The sequence below is a fragment of the Pseudomonas sp. 31-12 genome (assembly GCF_003151075.1).
Lineage (GTDB): Bacteria > Pseudomonadota > Gammaproteobacteria > Pseudomonadales > Pseudomonadaceae > Aquipseudomonas.
The window spans coordinates 2,017,152-2,032,820 of sequence record NZ_CP029482.1; the positions used below are offsets into that span (position 1 = coordinate 2,017,152).

Annotated in this window: 19 protein-coding genes; 15 read left to right on the top strand and 4 right to left on the bottom strand. The window is 61.1% G+C overall.

Annotation, left to right across the window (positions count from 1 at the left end):
- Positions 1 to 2: 2 nt before the first annotated feature.
- From motD to DJ564_RS09345, 5 genes are all read left to right on the top strand, one after another.
- Entirely contained in the window at positions 3 to 896 is an 894-nt protein-coding gene (gene motD / locus DJ564_RS09325; protein ID WP_371922077.1) for a flagellar motor protein MotD, read from the top strand.
- A gap of 43 nt (positions 897 to 939) precedes the next feature.
- Positions 940 to 1,728, top strand: coding sequence for a ParA family protein (locus DJ564_RS09330; RefSeq protein WP_109628602.1), 789 nt, complete (start codon positions 940 to 942; stop codon positions 1,726 to 1,728).
- A gap of 1 nt (position 1,729) precedes the next feature.
- Positions 1,730 to 2,626 carry a CheW domain-containing protein gene (locus tag DJ564_RS09335; protein WP_109628603.1) on the top strand — a complete coding sequence of 299 codons (897 nt, stop codon included), beginning with the start codon at positions 1,730 to 1,732 and terminating at the stop codon, positions 2,624 to 2,626.
- A gap of 89 nt (positions 2,627 to 2,715) precedes the next feature.
- Entirely contained in the window at positions 2,716 to 3,201 is a 486-nt protein-coding gene (locus DJ564_RS09340) for a chemotaxis protein CheW (RefSeq protein WP_008155806.1), read from the top strand.
- A complete protein-coding gene (locus DJ564_RS09345) occupies positions 3,202 to 3,594 on the top strand; it encodes a DUF2802 domain-containing protein (RefSeq protein WP_109628604.1) in 393 nt (130 codons plus the stop codon).
- Positions 3,595 to 3,726: 132 nt separating this feature from the next.
- Here DJ564_RS09345 and DJ564_RS09350 read toward each other — a convergent pair whose 3' ends face one another.
- Together DJ564_RS09350 and DJ564_RS09355 are read right to left on the bottom strand one after the other, a co-directional pair.
- Entirely contained in the window at positions 3,727 to 4,056 is a 330-nt protein-coding gene (locus tag DJ564_RS09350) for an EscU/YscU/HrcU family type III secretion system export apparatus switch protein (protein ID WP_109628605.1), read from the bottom strand.
- Positions 4,053 to 5,627: a flagellar hook-length control protein FliK gene (locus tag DJ564_RS09355; protein WP_109628606.1), complete on the bottom strand. Its 1,575-nt coding sequence runs from the start codon at positions 5,625 to 5,627 to the stop codon at positions 4,053 to 4,055. The genes DJ564_RS09350 and DJ564_RS09355 overlap by 4 nt, the downstream gene beginning before the upstream one ends.
- A gap of 197 nt (positions 5,628 to 5,824) precedes the next feature.
- Between DJ564_RS09355 and ccmA the strand changes: the two genes are divergently transcribed.
- From ccmA to DJ564_RS09405, 10 genes are all read left to right on the top strand, one after another.
- A complete protein-coding gene (gene ccmA / locus DJ564_RS09360; RefSeq protein ID WP_109628607.1) occupies positions 5,825 to 6,460 on the top strand; it encodes a cytochrome c biogenesis heme-transporting ATPase CcmA in 636 nt (211 codons plus the stop codon).
- Entirely contained in the window at positions 6,457 to 7,125 is a 669-nt protein-coding gene (gene ccmB, locus DJ564_RS09365) for a heme exporter protein CcmB (RefSeq protein WP_109635981.1), read from the top strand. Before ccmA ends, ccmB begins: the two co-directional genes overlap by 4 nt.
- A 90-nt stretch (positions 7,126 to 7,215) precedes the next feature.
- On the top strand, positions 7,216 to 7,971 hold the full coding sequence (locus DJ564_RS09370; RefSeq protein WP_109628608.1) for a heme ABC transporter permease: 756 nt from the start codon (positions 7,216 to 7,218) through the stop codon (positions 7,969 to 7,971).
- Entirely contained in the window at positions 7,968 to 8,144 is a 177-nt protein-coding gene (gene ccmD, locus DJ564_RS09375; RefSeq protein ID WP_109628609.1) for a heme exporter protein CcmD, read from the top strand. The genes DJ564_RS09370 and ccmD overlap by 4 nt, the downstream gene beginning before the upstream one ends.
- A complete protein-coding gene (gene ccmE, locus DJ564_RS09380; protein WP_008026817.1) occupies positions 8,141 to 8,596 on the top strand; it encodes a cytochrome c maturation protein CcmE in 456 nt (151 codons plus the stop codon). The genes ccmD and ccmE overlap by 4 nt, the downstream gene beginning before the upstream one ends.
- Before the next feature lie 3 nt (positions 8,597 to 8,599).
- Positions 8,600 to 10,588, top strand: a complete 1,989-nt coding sequence (locus DJ564_RS09385; RefSeq protein ID WP_109628610.1) for a heme lyase CcmF/NrfE family subunit — start codon at positions 8,600 to 8,602, stop codon at positions 10,586 to 10,588.
- Positions 10,585 to 11,121 (top strand): DsbE family thiol:disulfide interchange protein, encoded by a 537-nt coding sequence (locus DJ564_RS09390; protein ID WP_083375996.1) that lies wholly within the window; start codon positions 10,585 to 10,587, stop codon positions 11,119 to 11,121. The genes DJ564_RS09385 and DJ564_RS09390 overlap by 4 nt, the downstream gene beginning before the upstream one ends.
- A complete protein-coding gene (locus tag DJ564_RS09395; protein ID WP_109628611.1) occupies positions 11,118 to 11,591 on the top strand; it encodes a cytochrome c-type biogenesis protein in 474 nt (157 codons plus the stop codon). Before DJ564_RS09390 ends, DJ564_RS09395 begins: the two co-directional genes overlap by 4 nt.
- Entirely contained in the window at positions 11,584 to 12,786 is a 1,203-nt protein-coding gene (ccmI, locus tag DJ564_RS09400) for a c-type cytochrome biogenesis protein CcmI (protein ID WP_077748640.1), read from the top strand. Before DJ564_RS09395 ends, ccmI begins: the two co-directional genes overlap by 8 nt.
- A 31-nt stretch (positions 12,787 to 12,817) precedes the next feature.
- Positions 12,818 to 13,225: a hypothetical protein gene (locus DJ564_RS09405; RefSeq protein WP_109628612.1), complete on the top strand. Its 408-nt coding sequence runs from the start codon at positions 12,818 to 12,820 to the stop codon at positions 13,223 to 13,225.
- 189 nt (positions 13,226 to 13,414) lie between these two features.
- On the opposite strand, the gene DJ564_RS09410 is transcribed toward DJ564_RS09405, so the two are convergent.
- Together DJ564_RS09410 and DJ564_RS09415 are read right to left on the bottom strand one after the other, a co-directional pair.
- A complete protein-coding gene (locus tag DJ564_RS09410) occupies positions 13,415 to 14,134 on the bottom strand; it encodes an SDR family oxidoreductase (RefSeq protein WP_109628613.1) in 720 nt (239 codons plus the stop codon).
- Positions 14,135 to 14,305: 171 nt separating this feature from the next.
- Positions 14,306 to 15,511, bottom strand: a complete 1,206-nt coding sequence (locus DJ564_RS09415) for an MFS transporter (RefSeq protein ID WP_109628614.1) — start codon at positions 15,509 to 15,511, stop codon at positions 14,306 to 14,308.
- Positions 15,512 to 15,669 lie beyond the last annotated feature (158 nt).

Below are 15,669 nucleotides of genomic sequence, written 5' to 3' on the forward strand. Positions count from 1 at the left end.
GGATCATGGCTCGTCGTCGGCAACCTGAAGAACACGTCAATCACGAACGCTGGCTCGTTTCCTATGCCGACTTCATCACGTTGCTGTTCGCATTCTTCGTGGTCATGTATTCGATTTCTTCGATCAACGAGGGCAAGTACAAGGTCATCTCGCAGGCGTTGATCGGGGTCTTTACGGATGCCGATCGCTCGCTCAAGCCGATTCCGATTGGTGAAGAACGGCCGCAGACCGTGACCCCGGCCAAGCCGCTGGTCAAGGACAGTGAGCAGGTCGATGCCGGTGTTTCCGGTGCCAGCGATCCGCTGAAAAGCATCGCCGATGACATCAGCGCGGCGTTTGGCGACTTGATCAAGTCCAACCAGATGACCGTGCGCGGCAACGAGTTGTGGGTCGAGATCGAACTCAACTCCAGCCTGTTGTTCGGCAGCGGCGACGCCATGCCCAGCGACATGGCGTTCAGCATCATCGACAAGGTTGCCGGCATTCTGAAACCGTTCGACAACCCGATTCACGTCGAAGGCTTTACCGACGATCAACCGATCCGCACCGCGCAATACCCGACCAACTGGGAACTGTCCTCGGCCAGGTCGGCGAGCATCGTGCGCATGCTGGCGATGCAGGGTGTGAACCCTGGCCGCCTGGCATCGGTGGGTTACGGCGAATTCCAGCCAGTAGCCAACAACGCCACTGCCGAGGGCCGGGCACGCAACCGTCGCGTCGTACTGGTCGTGTCTCGAAATCTCGATGTACGCCGCAGCCTCACCGGCACCGGGACCGCCCATGCGCAACCGGATGCGGCGTTGAAGCGTGCTGGCACACAAACTGCACCGACCCCGGTCAAGTCGCCGGTACGAGAGAGCGCCGTCAATTCTCCGTCGCCTGCATTAACACGTTGAGCTATTTCTCGGTCCACCTTGTCGACCGAGTGGAACAATCCGAATGAGAGTCTGGGCCGTTGCCAATCAAAAGGGTGGTGTTGGTAAAACCACTTCCTCTATCGCTTTAGCCGGGTTACTGGCCGAGGCGGGCAAGCGCGTGGTCGTGGTCGATCTCGACCCGCACGGTTCGATGACCAGCTACTTCGGCTACGACCCCGACAGCCTGGAACACAGCAGCTACGACCTGTTCCTGCACAAGGGCAGCGTGCCGCAAGGCTTGCCCGGTCAATTGCTGTTGCCGACCAGTGACGAACGCATTTCGTTGTTGCCTTCGAGCACCGCTCTGGCAACGCTTGAACGTCAGTCGCCGGGCCAGAGTGGCCTGGGCCTGGTGATCGCCAAGAGCCTGGCGCAACTGTGGCAGGACTTCGATTACGCGGTCATCGACAGCCCACCGTTGCTCGGCGTGCTGATGGTCAATGCGCTGGCGGCGAGCCAGCAACTGGTGATCCCGGTGCAGACTGAACACCTGGCCGTCAAAGGCCTGGAGCGCATGGTCAACACCCTGGCGATGATCAACCGCTCACGCAAAGTGGCGTTGCCGTTCACCATCATTCCGACCCTGTTCGACCGCCGCACCCAGGCATCCCTCGGGACCCTTCGCGTGCTGCGCGACAAATACCCGGAAGAAATCTGGCAGGGCTACATCCCGATCGACACGCGTCTGCGGGATGCGAGCCGGGCCGGGCTGACGCCTTCGCAATTCGACGGCAAGAGCCGTGGGGTGCTCGCGTACCGCGCACTGCTCAAGCATTTGCTGGCGGCACAACTTGTCCCGCAGGTGGCCTGAGATGAATCGGCCGGTGAAAATCACCTCGCGTCCGCAACTGGCGCTCCAGTCTTATCTGGATAGCTTGCTGATGGAGGCAACTGAAGAGTTGCCGCTGGAAGTCGAAGCGGTGGCTGAAGTCATTGAGGTCGTTGAAACGGTCGAGGTTGAAGCGGCACTGGACGAGTTCCAGGCAGCAGTGCTTGAAGAGCAGGCGCGTGATGCGCAGAAGTCCGTTGTGGCTGCCGCGCCTGTCGAAGCGCCAGTGCTTGCGCCGGTCGCAAAAGCCCCGGTGGTGATCGAAGAAGCGCCGGCACCGATCCTGGCGCCAGTCTCGACCCTCGCACCGTTGCTGCAAACCCTCGTGCCGCCGTTGGTCGAAGTCCATCTGCCACCGAGCAACACGCCGCCACCGGTGGAAACCGACGGTCGGCCGTCGTGGGCCGCCGAGCCGTTCGAATGCCTGCTGTTCGACGTCGCCGGGTTGACCCTGGCCGTGCCGCTAGTGTGCCTCGGCTCGATTTACTCGCTGGCGGGTCACGAGCTGACGCCGCTGTTCGGTCAGCCGGAATGGTTCCTCGGGATCCTGCCGAGTCAGGTCGGCAACCTGAAAGTCCTGGATACCGCACGCTGGGTCATGCCCGACCGCTACCGCGATGATTTCCGCCAGGGCCTGCAATACGTTATTTCGGTTCAGGGCTACGAGTGGGGGCTGGCGGTGCATCAGGTCAGCCGCTCGTTGCGCCTGGACCCGAATGAAATCAAATGGAGAAGTCACCGAGGTCAGCGGCCATGGCTCGCCGGCACGGTGATTGAGCACATGTGTGCATTGCTGGACGTCTCCGCATTGGCCGAGCTGATCGCCAGCGGCGGGGCAAAGCACATGGGCGGCAGCAAGCCGCTACACAAATCGACATAACAGCCGACATAACAATCATGCGACGGCATTGTTGAATGCCGCCACACAGAACACACGCCGCCAGAAGCGGTTTTTCGAGGGGTCAGGGTATGAGTAATCAAGCGACGAATGCAAAAGGTTCTGAAGATCCGATCCTGCAATGGGTAACCTTCAAACTGGACAATGAAACCTACGGCATCAACGTGATGCGTGTTCAGGAAGTCCTGCGCTACACCGAAATCGCCCCGGTTCCGGGTGCTCCGAGCTACGTGCTGGGCATCATCAACCTGCGCGGTAACGTGGTCACCGTGATCGACACCCGTCAGCGCTTCGGCCTGATGAATGCCGAGATCAGCGACAACACCCGTATCGTCATCATCGAAGCCGACAAGCAAGTGGTCGGGATCATGGTCGACAGCGTGGCCGAAGTGGTTTACCTGCGTCAGTCGGAAATCGAAACCGCGCCAAACGTCGGTAACGAAGAGTCCGCCAAGTTCATTCAAGGCGTGTGCAACAAGAACAACGAACTGCTGATCCTGGTCGAACTGGACAAGATGATGAGCGAAGAAGAATGGTCGGACCTGGAGAACATCTGATTGATTCTTGAGGTAGCGGTCATTGTCCTGTTCCTTTTCTGGGCAGGCACGCTGGCAATGTTCCTGGCGTACATTCGCGCTCAACGGCAAATTGCCGCGCAACAGGCCCAGGGTGATGCGCTGCGCGATCAGCGCATCAAGGACCTGGCCAAGCGCGTTGATGACTATCAGAGCGGCAACGTGCGCATGGGTGAAGACCTGCACGAACTGCGCGCCGTCGTCGGTCCCCTGCCGGACAAACTGGCGCAGCTTGAACAGCGTGATCCGTCGAGCCTGTCGTTTGCCCAGGCGGCACGCCTGGTCGGGATGGGAGCTACCGTTGATGAACTGACTCAGTCTTGCGGGTTGACCCAGGCTGAAGCGGAATTGATGCGCAAGCTGCACAGGAACTGATCATTGCGACTCGGCTGAGATTGCCATCGCGAGCAGGCTCGCTCCTGCATGGGGATGGGGTTGAACACAAATTGTGTGAACACCGCTGAACCCTGTGGGAGTGAGCCTGCTCGCGATGGCATCCGTGAAGTTTTAGTAATCATCCCCGCGTTCGGTAACATCCTTCTCGACCATCACTGCATCCGGATCATGCCCCGCCGGAAACTTGCCCTTCAGGTTCCACGCAAACGCAATAATCTCGGCAATCGTGCGATACAACTCTTCCGGAATACTTTCCCCCAGTTCCATCCGCGCCAGCAGCTTCACCAGCTCGGCGTTTTCATAGATCGGCACTTCATAATCACGGGCAAGCTTCAGAATGGCTTCGGCCAGTGCTTCGTCACCTTTGGCCGTGAGGGTAGGGGCGTGGGTGCCGTCGTATTTGAGGGCGATGGCCTGGCGTGGGGGGTTGGGGTTTCTCATGCGGTTTCGTCGACCCAGCGTTGTTCGAGGCGGGTTTGCGGGCCTTGCGGCGGGGTGCCGAGGTGGCAGTCGAGATCACCGACGTTCAGCCCGGAATCCAGCAAGCGCTGGCGCAGCGCGGCCAGATTGCTTTCGATCAGGCTGGCGGTGTACGGCCGTTCGGCCCACAGCTGGCTGGACAGGCTGCCCTTGATCAGCTGCGCCTGAATCTGCAACGGGCCCAGCGGTTCCATGTCGAACGCCAGGTCCACGCGCCACAGTTGTTGCTTCGGCTCGCGTTCGTCCCGACGTTCGTGCGGCAGTTCTTTCTCCGGCGCTTCTTCGCGCTGGAACTTGACTTGCAACGGCACGATGTCCTGCAAATTGCGCATGGGGATTTCCAGCTGCCACGTGCTGAGCAGTCGACCATCGTCAGTGACGCCGGTCTGCTCAAGACTCGACAATTGATGGCTTTGCAGGCGCGAAACCGCCGCCGCAGCCAGACGCAGTAAATGCTCCAGATCGTTTTCACCGTCCTGGCTTTGCAGCAGGCGTTCGGGCAGCGGGAAACTGGTCGGCAGCGGTTTGGCGCTGACCTGACCGAGCATGCCCAATGCGCTGCGCACGAAACTCGGCATGGACTGGACCAGCGTGTTGGCCGCAATAATCGCGTTGAGATTGGTGTTGGCCGGCAATCCTGGTGTCAGTTGCGCGATCAGCTTGAGCAGATCGCCTTTCATGTCCGGCGCCAGTGTCGGATTTTGCCCGGTCAGCAGTTTCGCTTCGAGGAACACGCCGCTATTGGCCAGCGCCTGGGCCAAACCTTTCGGGGTACTCAGTTGCTGAACGTCCGGCAACCCGGCCAGCAGTTTTTCCACGGCAACCCGCAGGTCGCTGGACGTCTGATCTGACGGTGGCAGGTTTTGCAGGACTTTGATCAAGCCATCCAGCGAGCCTTGGCGGCTCTGCTGACTGACCAATTGCTGGGTGACCGCCAACTGCTCCTGACGATTGCTCAGCGGCACGAATTTCAGGGTTTGCGTGTCCTGCACCAGGGCGCTCAACAACGTGCCGATGCGCAGCGGCGTCGGACTCTCGATGCTCAGCGTGCTGCCGCTCAGCGCAGTGTTCAGCAGGCTCACCATCGAACGAAACACCGTCGGCTGCCCCGACACCTGCGGCAGCACCTGCGAGGTCAGCACTTTGCCTTGCAGCAAGGTGCCGACCGGCAGCTGCGCGGTGTCGATGCGGGTGAGGGTGGCGACGCTGGACGCGATGGCCTGTTGCACCGTGATCGCCAGATTGCTGGCTGACGGCTGGGTGATCGCCAGGCTCGTGCCTTGGGGCAGCGGCTGGGTGCTGGTGGCCTGGACCGTGGTCTGGCGGCCGCTCTCAAGGGTGACTTTGAGCAACAGTTGAAAGGTCTGATCCGCTTGCTTGAGCGACAGCACTTCGGCCTTGGCGGTTTGGCCGGGTGTGATCAGGCCCTCCATCGGCGTCAGCAGCTTGAGCAGATCGCCACTCACCACCAGCGGCCGCGAAGTCGCGGGGGTGGTCTGCGGGAGCGGGAGGATGTTCATTTCGCCTGTCATACGCGGTCACAACCTGAGGAAAATGCACTCTTTAGAGTAGGGCATGGCATGTATAATGCCGCCCGTCTTTCGGGGAGTGGCGAAAACATTGCATTTGTTTGACGCAGCTCTCTAGAACAAGCCGCCAATGCATCTATGCTGCATCTCTTTAGCGGCCGCTCCGCCGCCGACTTGAACCGCAAAAGGCCCGTGATCTCTTGACCAGTCCTGTCCTGCAAACCGTTGCCCTCGCTTGTGAGCGAGACCTTCGGCTGCTCTTCGAAAATCTCGAATTGAGACTGGCCAGTGGCGAAATGGTGCAAATCAGCGGCCCCAACGGCAGTGGCAAGACCAGCCTGCTGCGTCTGTTATCCGGCTTGATGCAACCGACCGCCGGTGAAGTGCTGCTCAATGGCCAGCCGCTGAACGATCAGCGCCTGGAACTGGCGCGCAACCTGTTGTGGATCGGCCATGCCGCCGGCATCAAGGACTTGCTGACGCCGGAGGAGAACCTGACCTGGCTCTGCGCCCTGCATCAACCGGCCCCCCACGAGGCGATCTGGCAAGCGCTGGCCGATGTCGGACTGCGCGGTTTCGAGGATGTTCCCTGTCACACGTTGTCTGCCGGGCAGAAGCGCCGCGTGGCGTTGGCACGGCTGTATCTGGACAGCCCGCCGCTGTGGATCCTCGACGAACCGTTCACCGCGCTCGACAAACAAGGCGTGGCGCAACTCGAAGAACACCTGGCCGCCCACTGCGAGCGCGGCGGCATGGTGGTGCTGACCACTCACCACACGCTGAGCCGCATGCCGGCCAGCTATCGCGATATCGATCTGGGGAAATGGGCCGTATGAGTGTTTTCGGTCTGTTGGTCGCCCGTGAGGCCCGTCTGTTGTTCCGCCGTCCTGCGGAATTGGCCAATCCGCTGGTATTTTTCGCGATCGTCGTTTCGCTGTTCCCTTTGGCGGTCGGACCCGAGTCTCAATTGTTGCAAACCTTGTCTCCGGGACTGGTCTGGGTGGCGGCCCTTTTATCGGTCCTGCTCTCGCTGGACGGGCTCTTTCGCAGTGATTTCGAAGACGGATCGCTTGAACAGTGGGTCCTTTCGTCGCACCCCCTGCCTCTTCTGGTTTTGGCCAAGGTACTGGCACACTGGGCCTTCTCTGGCCTGGCACTGGTTTTGCTCGCTCCACTGCTGGCGTTGATGCTCGGTTTGCCAACCGCCTGTCTGCCGGTGTTGCTGCTTTCTTTATTGCTGGGTACACCGGTGCTGAGCCTGCTTGGTGCGGTGGGCGCAGCCCTGACGGTGGGATTGAAGCGTGGCGGTCTGTTGCTGGCGCTGCTGATTCTGCCGCTGTACATCCCGGTGTTGATTCTCGGCAGTGGTGCCTTGCAGGCAGCGTTGCAGGGCATGCCGACGACCGGTTATCTCTTGTGGCTTGGTAGCCTGACCGCCCTGGCGATAACTCTGACACCGTTTGCAATAGCTGCTGGCCTGAAGATCAGCGTCGGCGAATAATGAGGTCTGGTTAAATTTTGACCACCTCTTTAATAAAAAAAGCAGACCCTTGACTCTTCATAGCGAAGAGCAACCGTGATGGAAACAGTAATGAACTGGACCTGGTTTCATAAGCTCGGCTCGCCCAAATGGTTTTACGGCATCAGTGGCAAACTGCTGCCGTGGCTGAGCATCGCCGCGTTATTGCTGATCGGCATCGGTGTCGTTTGGGGCCTGGCTTTCGCGCCGCCCGACTACCAGCAAGGCAACAGCTTCCGCATCATCTATATCCACGTTCCCGCGGCCATGCTGGCGCAGTCCGTCTACGTGATGCTGGCGGTGTGCGGCATCGTCGGGCTGGTCTGGAAAATGAAACTGGCCGACGTCGCCCTACAATGCGCGGCGCCTATCGGTGCCTGGATGACCGCCGTGGCGCTGGTCACCGGCGCGATCTGGGGCAAACCGACCTGGGGCTCGTGGTGGGTCTGGGATGCGCGACTTACGTCCATGCTTATTCTGCTGTTTCTGTACTTCGGTCTCATTGCGCTGGGCAACGCGATCAGCAATCGTGACAGCGCGGCCAAGGCCTGCGCGGTCCTGGCGATTGTCGGCGTGATCAACATCCCGATCATCAAATACTCGGTGGAGTGGTGGAACACCCTGCACCAGGGCGCGACCTTCACCCTCACCGAAAAACCGGCGATGCCTGCCGAGATGTGGCTGCCACTGCTGCTGACGGTGCTGGGCTTCTACTGTTTCTTCGGCGCGGTGCTGTTGCTGCGCATGCGCCTTGAAGTGCTCAAGCGCGAAGCCCGGGCGAGCTGGGTGAAAGCGGAAGTGCAGAATAGTCTGGAGGCCGTTCGATGAGTTTTGCTTCATTCGGCGACTTCCTCGCCATGGGCCATCACGCCCTGTATGTCTGGTCGGCCTATGGCATCTGCCTGGCGGTGCTGGTCCTCAACGTGGCGGCGCCGATCCTGGGCCGCAAGCGGTATCTGCAACAAGAGGCGCGTCGTCTGCGCCGGGAGAACGGCAAGTGAATCCGCTGCGCAAAAAGCGTCTTATCATCATTCTCGCGATCCTGGTGGGTGTCGGCGCAGCCGTCGGCCTGGCCCTGAGCGCCCTGCAGCAGAACATCAATCTGTTTTACACCCCGACCCAGATCGCCAACGGCGAAGCCCCGCAAGACACGCGCATTCGTGCCGGCGGCATGGTCGAGAAAGGTTCGCTGCAACGTTCCGGCGACTCGCTGGACGTGAAATTCATCGTCACCGACTTCAACAAGTCCGTGACCATCAGCTACCGCGGCATCCTCCCGGACCTGTTCCGCGAAGGACAGGGCATCGTGGCGCTGGGCAAACTGAACGCCGACGGCGTGGTGGTGGCCGACGAAGTGCTGGCCAAGCACGATGAAAAGTACATGCCGCCGGAAGTGACCAAGGCTTTGAAAGACAGTGGTCAATCTGCTCCAACGCCCGCGAAGGAGGGTTGATCGATGACATCCGGACTGTTTATTCCTGAACTCGGCCACCTGGCCATGATCCTGGCGCTTTGCTTCGCGCTGGTTCAGGCCATCGTGCCGTTGCTCGGCGCCTGGCGTGGTGACCGTTTGTGGATGAGCCTCGCGCAGCCGGCCGCCTGGGGTCAGTTCACTTTCCTGGTGTTCGCCTTCGGTTGCCTGACCTACGCGTTCATGGCCGACGACTTCTCCGTCGCCTATGTGGCCAGCAACTCCAACAGCGCCTTGCCTTGGTACTACAAGTTCAGCGCGGTGTGGGGCGCTCACGAAGGTTCGCTGCTGCTGTGGGCCTTGATCCTCGGCGGCTGGACCTTTGCAGTGTCGGTGTTCTCCCGGCAGTTGCCGCAAGTGATGCTGGCCCGCGTGCTGGCCGTGATGGGCATGATCAGTACCGGTTTCCTGCTGTTCCTGATTCTTACTTCGAACCCGTTCAAGCGCATCCTGCCGCAAGTGCCCAGCGATGGCGCGGACCTCAATCCGCTCCTGCAAGACATCGGCCTGATCGTTCACCCGCCGATGCTGTACATGGGTTACGTCGGTTTCTCGGTGGCCTTCGCCTTCGCCATTGCGGCGCTGATGGGCGGTCGTCTTGATGCGGCGTGGGCGCGCTGGTCGCGTCCATGGACCATCGTTGCCTGGGCCTTCCTCGGCATCGGCATCACGCTCGGTTCGTGGTGGGCCTACTACGAACTCGGCTGGGGCGGCTGGTGGTTCTGGGACCCGGTGGAAAACGCCTCGTTCATGCCTTGGCTGGTCGGTACGGCGCTCATTCACTCGTTGGCGGTCACGGAAAAACGTGGCGTGTTCAAGAGCTGGACCGTGTTGCTGGCCATCGCCGCATTCTCGTTGAGCTTGCTCGGGACCTTCCTCGTGCGTTCCGGCGTGTTGACCTCGGTTCACGCGTTTGCGTCCGATCCTGAGCGCGGCGTGTTCATTCTGATTTTCCTGCTGTTCGTGGTCGGCGGTTCGCTGACGCTGTTCGCCCTGCGCGCGCCGGTGGTGAAGAGCCACGTCGGTTTCAACCTGTGGTCCCGGGAAACCCTGCTGCTGGGCAACAACCTGGTGCTGGTGGTGGCGGCGTCGATGATTCTGCTGGGCACGTTGTACCCGCTGATTCTCGATGCGATGACCGGCGCCAAGCTGTCGGTCGGCCCGCCGTACTTCAACGCGCTGTTCATTCCGTTGATGGCGTTGCTGATGATGGTGATGGCGGTCGGCATGCTGGTGCGCTGGAAAGACACCCCGGTCAAATGGCTGATGAGCATGCTCACGCCGGTGTTGCTTGGCAGTGCTGCGTTGGCCGTGGTGGCTGGCGTCGCTTACGGCGATTTCAACTGGGCGGTGATCGCCACGTTCATGCTCGCCGCGTGGGTGTTGCTGGCCGGTGTGCGCGACATCCTCGACAAGACCCGTCACAAAGGCCTGATCAAAGGCCTGCCGACCTTGACCCGCAGCTACTGGGGCATGCAGATCGCGCACTTGGGCATCGCCGTGTGTGCCCTCGGTGTGGTGCTGTCGAGCCAGAACAGTGCCGAGCGCGATTTGCGCCTGGCGCCGGGCGAGTCCATGGACCTGGCCGGTTATCACTTCGTGTTCGAAGGCGCCAAGCACTACGAAGGCCCGAACTTCACCTCCGACAAGGGCACCGTGCGAGTGATCCGCGATGGCAAGGAAGTCAGCGTATTGCACCCGGAAAAACGCCTGTACACCGTGCAGAACTCGGTGATGACCGAAGCCGGGATCGACGCCGGTTTCACCCGTGACATTTACGTCGCACTCGGCGAACCGCTGGGCGATGGCGCCTGGGCTGTGCGCGTGCACGTCAAACCGTTCGTGCGCTGGATCTGGTTCGGCGGGCTGCTGACAGGTTTCGGCGGGTTGCTGGCGGCGATGGATCGCCGTTATCGGGTCAAGGTGAAAAGCCGTGTGCGTGAAGCACTGGGCATGACAGGAGCCACTGCATGAGACGTTGGTTAATGCTGTTGCCACTGGCGATTTTTCTGGTGGTGGCTGTTTTCCTGTATCGCGGGTTGTACCTGGACCCGGCCGAGTTGCCTTCGGCGATGATCGGCAAGCCGTTCCCGGCGTTTTCCCTGCCGACCGTGGAAGGCGACAAGACCCTGACCAAGGCCGACATTCTCGGTAAACCGGCGCTGGTCAACGTCTGGGCCACTTGGTGCATCGCCTGCAAGGTCGAGCACCCGGTACTGAACAAACTGGCCCAGCAGGGCGTGACGATTTATGGCATCAACTACAAGGACGTCAACGCCGACGCGAAGAAGTGGCTGGTGGAATTCCACAACCCTTACCAGTTGGGCATCAGTGATGCGGACGGTTCGCTGGGCTTGAACCTCGGCGTATACGGCGCCCCGGAAACCTTCTTCATCGACGCCAAGGGCATCATCCGCGACAAGTTCGTCGGGGTGATCGACGAGCAGGTCTGGCGCGAAAAACTGGCGGCCCGGTATCAGGCGCTGGTCGACGAGGCCAAGCCATGAAACGCTGGATAGCCGCTGTTGTACTGGGTTTGAGCATGGCCGGCGTCGCGCACGCGGCCATCGACACCTATGAGTTCGCCAAAGAAGGTGATCGCGAGCGTTTTCGCGAGCTGACCAAAGAGCTGCGTTGCCCCAAGTGCCAGAATCAGGACATCGCCGATTCCAACGCACCCATCGCCGCCGACCTGCGCAAAGAGATTTTCCGCATGTTGGGCGAAGGCAAGGACAACCAGCAGATCATCGACTTCATGGTTGATCGCTACGGTGATTTCGTCCGCTACAAACCCGCTCTGAACGCCAAGACCGCCTTGCTCTGGTTCGGCCCTGCCGGCCTGTTGCTGGGCGGTTTTGTGATCATCGCCGTGATCGTCCGCCGTCGTCGCGTGCAACGCACGGACACCAAGGACGAGCTTTCTGCCGAGGAGCGTGAGCGCCTCGACCACCTGTTGGATAAAACCAAGAATGATTGATTTCTGGCTCGCTGCAGGTCTGCTACTTCTGGTTGCCCTGAGTTTTCTGCTGATCCCCGTTTTGCGTGGCCGTCGTGCGCAGCTTGAAGAGGATCGTACTGCCCTGAACGTCGCGCTGTATCAGGAGCGCGTGGCTGAGTTGCAAACCGAACAGGAAGAGGGCGTGCTCAACGCTGCGCAACTGGAAACCGGTCGCGCCGAAGCGGCCCGTGAGTTGCTCGCCGACACCGAAGGCGTCGAGGCACCGCGCGTGGCGCGCCTGGGCAAACCGTTGCCCTTGCTGGCGGCGATTCTGGTGCCGGTCCTGGGGCTGGGCTTGTACCTGCATTACGGTGCCAGCGACAAGGTCGAACTGACTCGCGAATTCGCCCAGGCGCCGCAGTCGATGGAAGAGATGACCCAGCGTCTGGAACGCGCGGTCGCGGCGCAGCCGGATTCGGCTGAAGGCTTGTACTTCCTCGGTCGCACGTACATGGCTCAGGACCGTCCTGGCGACGCGGCGAAGATCTTCGAGCGCACGGTGAACCTGGCCGGTCGTCAGCCGGAGCTGCTCGGTCAATGGGCCCAGGCCCAGTACTTCGCCGATGGCAAAAAGTGGTCGGACAAGATTCAGGCGCTGACTGACGAAGCGCTGAAAGCCGATCCGAAAGAAGTCACCAGCCTTGGCTTGCTGGGTATCGCGGCGTTTGAAAGCCAGCGGTATCAGGACGCCATCGACTACTGGAATCGCCTGTTGGCGCAACTGCCGCCGGAGGACAGTTCCCGTGCCGCGCTGCAAGGCGGGATCACCCGGGCCACCGAGAAACTCGAAGCCAGCGGCGGCAAAGTCGCCCAGGCCCCAGTGGCCAAAGCGGCAGCGAAACTTAAAGTCACTGTCGATCTGGCGCCTGAGCTCAAAGCCAAGGTCCAGCCTGGCGACAGCGTGTTCATTTTTGCCCGCGCCACCTCGGGTCCACCGGCCCCGCTGGCTGCCAAGCGTCTGACCGTGGCCGACTTGCCGGCCACCGTCGAACTGGGCGATGCCGACGCAATGATGCCGCAGTTGAAACTGTCGAACTTCCCTGAAGTCCAACTGGTTGCGCGCATCTCACGCGCCGGCCAACCGACTGCCGGCGAATGGATCGGTCGCAGCCAGCCCCTGGCCAGCAGCACCACTGCGGCGCAAAAACTGACTATCGACAGCCCGGACAAATAACAGCCCGGGATAATTAACAGGAAGCACCGCCATGACCGCCATCGCTCGTATCACCCTGCTCAGTCTGGTTTTGGGGTTAAGCGCTTGTGCGGTCCAACGGCCCCCTGAGCAGCCAACCCCGCCACCGATCCCGCCATCGCAGCCCAGCACCAAACCGGCACCCTCGACGGCCCCGAGCAAACCGACCACCCCGGCCAAACCTGCCAAGCCGCTGCCACGCACTTCCGCGAGCTTTGCGCCACCACCGGGCGGCAACAGCCATTGGGATGCCAAGCTTGGCGTTTACGTGCTGGATGATCAGCCCAATACCTTCTACCGCCAGCGCACCTACTACCGCTGGAACAACGGCTGGAGCCGGTCGATCAGCCCGAACGGGCCATGGGAAGAGACCAATATCCATGGCGTGCCGGGTGGGTTGGGGCGGCAGTTCGGGGAGTAACTATCTGCACAGAACAAGGCGACCTTCGGGGTCGCCTTTTTTGTGCGCGCAGGAAATCGATTCTGGTTTCAACCCAACTCCCTGTGGGAGCGAGCCTGCTCGCGATGATGGCGGCACATCCAACATTAATGTGACTTACAGTCCGCCATCGCTAGCAGGCTAGCTCCCACAGGGGATTTGTGTTGTTGGTCATAACGCGGCTTTGCCGATAGAAGAACCGCCATCGACAAACAAGGTTTGCCCGGTGATAAACCCGCTCTGCTCGGACAGTAAAAACGCAATCGCCGCTGCGATCTCATGCGGCTGCCCCAACCGACCCATCGGCACACCCGCCAGATACCGCGCCTCGCCTTCGCTACCCGGCGGGTTGTTGGCGCGAAACAGCTCCGTTTCCGTCGGCCCCGGCGCCACGGCATTCACGGTCACGCCGGTTTGCGCCAGTTCCAGCGCCCAGGAGCGCGTGAAGCTGATCAGCGCTGCTTTGGCCGCCGCATACGCCGTGCGCTGGGTGATCCCGAGTACGGTCAGGCTGGAAATATTCACCACCCGGCCCCAGCCCTTGGCGCGCATGTTCGGCAGCAGCGCCTGAGTGGCCTGCAACGCCGAATGCAGGTTGACACGCATTACGTCGTCGAAGGTATCGAGGTCGATTTCGCCCAGCACTTGCGGGCGAACCAGGCCGACGTTATTCACTAGCCCATCGAATTCATACGTTCTGGACAAATCCGCCAGCACTTCCTGGGTCAGCGTCCTGTCGCTCAAATCCAGCGGAAACAGAATGCCGGGGAACGACAGGTCCGGGGTTCGGGCAATCCCGACCACCCGATGCCCCGCGCGGTCCAGATGCTCGGCCACTGCCCGGCCAATGCCTTTGCTGGCGCCAGTGATGAGAAAGGTACGTCGGGTCATTGCAAACTCCTTGAAAGAACATGCCGCCGGGGCAGGCAGCCGTTGAACGGGTCAGCCGCGAATCGCATCCAGCATCGCTTCAGGCTCTGGGCGTTGAGTGTAATCCGGGTTGGCCCGGGTCATACACGGATCTGTCGGGACGAGTTTTTGCCCGCGATGTTTTGGGCGCTTTTATGCAGTCGCCAACGAAGCCTTCGGCGAAACGCTCAAGAACCGCAACAACGCCAACAGCGGAAACGCGCTGCCCACGATCACGATCCACAGCCAGCCGCCATGCTCATACACCGCGCTGGCCACCGACGAACCGAACGCGCCGCCGATGAAGATGCTGGTCATGTACAACGCGTTCAAGCGGCTGCGGCTTTTGGCGTCGAGGGCGTAGACCGCGCGTTGGCCGAGGACCATGTTCATCTGCACGCAGAAGTCGAGCACCACACCGGTGACCGCGAGGCCGATGACGCTGTAGACCGGGTGGATGAACGCTGGCAGGAAGCTGAGGCTGGCGAACAGCAGGGCCAGCAATGAGGCGATGCGGGTGTGGCCGGCGTCGGCCAGGCGACCGGCGATAGGCGCTGCAATCGCACCGATGGCACCGACCAGGGCGAAGATCGCGATTTGGGTTTGCGACAGGCCATGATTGCGCGCCAGTTCCAGCGGCACGGCAGTCCAGAACAGGCTGAACGTGGCGAACATGCAGCCCTGGTAGAACGCGCGTTGACGCAACACCGGTTGCTGGCGCAACAGCGTCCATAGAGAACCCAGCAACTGGCCATAAGAGGCGCTGTGATCAGGCTGGCGCTTGGGGATCGTCAGTGCCAGCACCACGCTGATCGCCGCCATCAACACGGCCGCGATCACAAACATCGCGCGCCAGCCGAAGTGGTCAGCCACGAGGCTGGACACCGGCCGCGCCAGCAGAATCCCCAGCAGCAACCCGCCCATGATCCCGCCGACGACCCGACCCCGTGACTCTTCCGGCGCAAGGTGCGCCGCCAGCGGAATCAGGATCTGCACCGACACCGAGCTGAAACCCACCAGCAACGAGATCAGCAAAAACACGTTCGGCTGATCGGTAAACGCCGCACCCAACAAGCTGGCGATCGCCACCACGGTGGTGATGATCATCAGCCGGCGATTTTCCAGCAGATCCCCCAGTGGCACCAGGAAGAACAGGCCCAGCGCGTAACCGATCTGGGTCAGCGAAACGATCAGGCTGGCCATGGTGCTGGTCAGGCCGATGTCCGGCGCGATCAGGCCGATGATCGGCTGGGCGTAGTAGATGTTGGCCACAATCGCGCCGCAGCAGAAGGCGAACAGCAGCACCATGCCTTTGGTCATTGTCGCGGTGCCGTGGGGCACCTGAGTCGCTGGGTTCATAAGGTGTCTCGCTGAACAAAAGGGAATGCGCGCAGGCTAAAGAGCAATCGAATTCGGCAGAAGAGGGATTGGAGTGATAGCAATCATTCCTTTGCGGAATGGGTGACGGACGTGAGTGCTGTCCATCGATGAACCTTGCGTCAAAATATTCAGGTCCG